Here is a 3,369-nt window from a genome sequence, read left to right as displayed (position 1 = left end):
GGGTAAGCGGATTAAATGGTTGATCTTACCTTTGCATGAGAGTGAGACAGACCGGCATCTCATCGGATTATCTGGTTGATGCTTCACCTACTGCTGGTGCATGTTTCCTTCGCTAATTCCAGCAAGAACCCCACACGCCTCAACTTCCCGGTCATCGTTGCAACTCGCTCTCAGTGAAACGAGTTGTTTCTCAAGCGCTTGCAGAGCGGTTATCTGCGACCGCACATGAGAGATGTGATCATCGAGCAAGGCGTTGACGGCGGTACAAGGCTGATGAGGGTCGTCCTGATAGCTCTGTAGTTCGTGAATCTCAGCCAGTGACAGGCCCAGGATTCTGCAGCGACGGATGAAAGCCAGCCCCTCACCATGCTTCTCGGTATAGACACGGTAACCGTTGTCCTGCCGATCAGGCGGCGGCAACAAGCCCTGCTGTTCATAGAAGCGGATCGTCTGTGTTTCGACCCCTACCAACTGCGCCAACTGACCAATGCGCATCAGCCTCCTCCCCAACGGATTCTTTACTCTATTGACCTTATAGTAGCTTTATAGTTTTAAATGGTACCACAACATTGTTCAAGTGGAGTCGTATCATGAGCAAATCCTGTGGTGGCGCCTGTGGCGGTGATGCAACGTCCGCAGCGGATACCGATATACAGGCCTCCTCCGAGGCGCCAGGGAGATGGGTCAGTGTTTATGCCGTGCCGAAGATGGACTGTCCATCAGAAGAACGAATGATTCGCCTAGCCCTGAACGGCTTTGAGGAGATTCGGGCGCTGTCCTTCGACTTGTCGAACCGCCGGCTGAAGGTCGTGCATGACGGCGAGGTCGAGCCCGTCACCTCGAAACTGAAGACCTTGGGGCTAGGCGCCTCGCTTCAGGAAACCGTCGCTGCAAATCCGGAGACCATCAAGGCCGCCGAGTTTTCGGCAGCTTCTGCTAAGCAAGAATCCGGGACCCTGCGCTGGTTGCTCGGCATCAATGCACTTCTGTTCGTGGTGGAAATGACTGCCGGTCTGATCGCCCAGTCCACCGGCCTGATTGGAGAATCCCTGGACAATTTTGCCGATGCGGCGGTGTACGGGCTTGCCCTTTATGCGGTTGGACATAGCGTGAAAATGCAGGTACGTGCCGCGCATCTTGCTGGTGTACTGCAACTGATCTTGGCTGTGGGCGTGCTCGTAGAGGTGGTGAGACGCTTTGTATTCGGTAGTGAGCCTGAATCGCTGGTGATGATGGCTATCGCATTCGTCGCATTGATTGCCAATACCAGTTGTCTGCTGCTCATATCCAAACATCGGGAAGGCGGGGCGCACATGAAGGCAAGCTGGATATTCTCGGCCAACGACGTGGTGATCAACCTGGGGGTCATCACCGCCGGCGCCCTGGTCGCGTGGACCGGTTCCAATTATCCGGATCTGATTATCGGCACCATCGCGGGGGGCATTGTACTTAACGGTGCCAGACGCATTTTGGCGTTGAAGGGTTAAATAATGCTCATTATTGGCAAAAAGCTCTCGCCGTATGCCCTATTGTCCATATCGGGCCTGCTGGCAGCGTCTGATCAGGCTGTAAAGTGGCTGGTGCAGCAATCAATGGCCTATGGCGAGTATGTTTCGGTGACCCCGTTCTTTAACTGGGTGCACCTATGGAACACCGGTGCCGCATTCAGTCTTTTTGCGAATGGTGGATGCTGGCAGCGCTACTTTTTTATCGGAATCGCGGTAGTGGTCTCGATTTTTCTGATCAAGCTGATCCTTGAAAATCGTCATAAAGGAGAAGCCATCGCTTACAGTCTTATCCTCGGTGGCGCCATGGGCAACCTGATTGACCGGGTCTTTCGCGGCTATGTTGTGGATTCCTTTGATTTCTATTGGCGAGACTGGCATTGGCCGGCCTTCAACCTGGCTGATATTGCAATTGTCCTCGGTGCCTTACTTTTCGTTTCCAGCAGCTTGTTGGGTAAAAAAGCAAACACCAATGCCGAGCCGGATGGATCTGACTGACACCTACGCCTATACAACACCATGACCGAACTTCCCGACAACATCCTTCACCTGCCGCAATACCAAGTACTGGGCTGCAAATCAACCGACGACGAAATGCACTTCCAGGTGGACGTGCCCGATCCCATCGCCTGCGAGGAATGCGGCGTGCAGGGTGAGTTCGTACGGTTCGGCAAGCGTGACGTTCCCTATCGTGATCTGCCCATCCACGGCAAGCGGGTCACTCTCTGGGTGGTCCGCCGCCGATACACCTGCCGGGCCTGCAAGACAACATTCAGGCCCCAGCTACCGGAGATGGTGGACGGATTCCGTATGACACTGCGGCTGCATGAGTACGTGGAGAAGGAATCCTTCAACCACCCCTACACCTTTGTGGCGGCACAGACCGGCCTGGACGAGAAGACGGTGCGCGACATCTTCAACGCCCGCGCCGAGTTCCTGGGGCGCTGGCACCGCTTCGAGACGCCCCGCATCCTGGGCATTGACGAGCTATACCTGAACAAGCGCTACCGCTGCATTCTGACCAACATTGAGGAGCGAACCCTGCTCGACCTGCTGGCCACCCGCCGCCAGGACGTGGTGACCAACTACCTGATGAAGCTGAAAGACCGGCAGAAGGTCGAGATCGTCAGCATGGACATGTGGAACCCCTACCGGGCAGCGGTCAAGGCTGTGCTGCCCCAGGCCCGTATCGTGGTCGATAAGTTCCATGTGGTGCGCATGGCCAACGATGCCCTAGAGAGAGTGCGCAAGGGCCTCAGAAAGGAGCTGAAACCGTCCCAGAGCCGGACTCTCAAGGGAGACCGGAAAATCCTGCTGAAACGCGCTCACGAAGTCTCAGACCGGGAGCGCCTCATCATGGAGACCTGGACAGGCGCGTTCCCGCAACTGCTGGCCGCCTACGAGCACAAGGAGCGCTTCTACGGCATCTGGGACGCCACCACACGGCTCCAGGCAGAAGCCGCCCTGGACGAGTGGATAGCCACCATCCCGAAGGGCCAAAAGGAAGTCTGGAGCGATCTGGTCAGGGCAGTGGGAAACTGGCGCGAAGAGACCATGACCTACTTCGAGACGGACATGCCCGTCACCAACGCTTACACGGAGTCCATCAACCGACTGGCCAAGGACAAGAACCGTGAAGGGCGCGGTTACTCCTTCGAGGTGATGCGGGCACGAATGCTCTACACCACGAAGCACAAGAAGAAGGCACCGACTGCGAAGGTCTCTCCTTTCTACAAGAAAACCATCGGTTACGGACTGCCGGACTTCGCAGAGGAACTCAACTACGGAGTCGATCTATCAACCATCTGAGGGTGGTATCAGATTGATGGGGTGAAGGTGCCCCATCAACCATTAAATCCGTATA

At 55.9% G+C, this 3,369-nt stretch carries 4 protein-coding genes; 3 read left to right on the top strand and 1 reads right to left on the bottom strand.

Annotated elements, in window-relative coordinates; genetic code table 11:
- Positions 1 to 87: 87 nt before the first annotated feature.
- Complete coding sequence (cadR, locus tag PM2_RS29220; protein ID WP_004364961.1) at positions 88 to 495, bottom strand: Cd(II)/Pb(II)-responsive transcriptional regulator; 408 nt, start codon at positions 493 to 495, stop codon at positions 88 to 90.
- A gap of 95 nt (positions 496 to 590) precedes the next feature.
- On the opposite strand from cadR, the gene PM2_RS29215 reads away from it, so the two are divergent.
- Genes PM2_RS29215 through PM2_RS29205 form a run of 3 tightly spaced genes read left to right on the top strand, consistent with a single transcriptional unit; the run spans position 591 to position 3,314 of the window.
- Positions 591 to 1,487 carry a cation efflux transmembrane domain-containing protein gene (locus tag PM2_RS29215; protein WP_004574643.1) on the top strand — a complete coding sequence of 299 codons (897 nt, stop codon included), beginning with the start codon at positions 591 to 593 and terminating at the stop codon, positions 1,485 to 1,487.
- A 3-nt stretch (positions 1,488 to 1,490) separates the two neighbouring features.
- Complete coding sequence (gene lspA / locus PM2_RS29210; protein WP_004574638.1) at positions 1,491 to 2,003, top strand: signal peptidase II; 513 nt, start codon at positions 1,491 to 1,493, stop codon at positions 2,001 to 2,003.
- A 21-nt stretch (positions 2,004 to 2,024) separates the two neighbouring features.
- Complete coding sequence (locus tag PM2_RS29205; RefSeq protein ID WP_004574636.1) at positions 2,025 to 3,314, top strand: ISL3-like element ISPpu12 family transposase; 1,290 nt, start codon at positions 2,025 to 2,027, stop codon at positions 3,312 to 3,314.
- The last annotated feature ends 55 nt before the right edge of the window (positions 3,315 to 3,369 follow it).

Origin of the sequence: Pseudomonas monteilii NBRC 103158 = DSM 14164 (assembly GCF_000730605.1) — a bacterium.
Lineage (GTDB): Bacteria > Pseudomonadota > Gammaproteobacteria > Pseudomonadales > Pseudomonadaceae > Aquipseudomonas > Aquipseudomonas monteilii.
Note: the sequence above shows the minus strand (reverse complement) of the source record. Positions and strands in the feature narration are given on the sequence as shown.

Coding starts and splice junctions, on each gene's coding strand:
- cadR (WP_004364961.1), bottom strand. CDS start 495: ATGCGCATTGGTCAGTTGGCGCAGTTGGTAGGGGTCGAAACACAGACG.
- PM2_RS29215 (WP_004574643.1), top strand. CDS start 591: ATGAGCAAATCCTGTGGTGGCGCCTGTGGCGGTGATGCAACGTCCGCA.
- lspA (WP_004574638.1), top strand. CDS start 1,491: ATGCTCATTATTGGCAAAAAGCTCTCGCCGTATGCCCTATTGTCCATA.
- PM2_RS29205 (WP_004574636.1), top strand. CDS start 2,025: ATGACCGAACTTCCCGACAACATCCTTCACCTGCCGCAATACCAAGTA.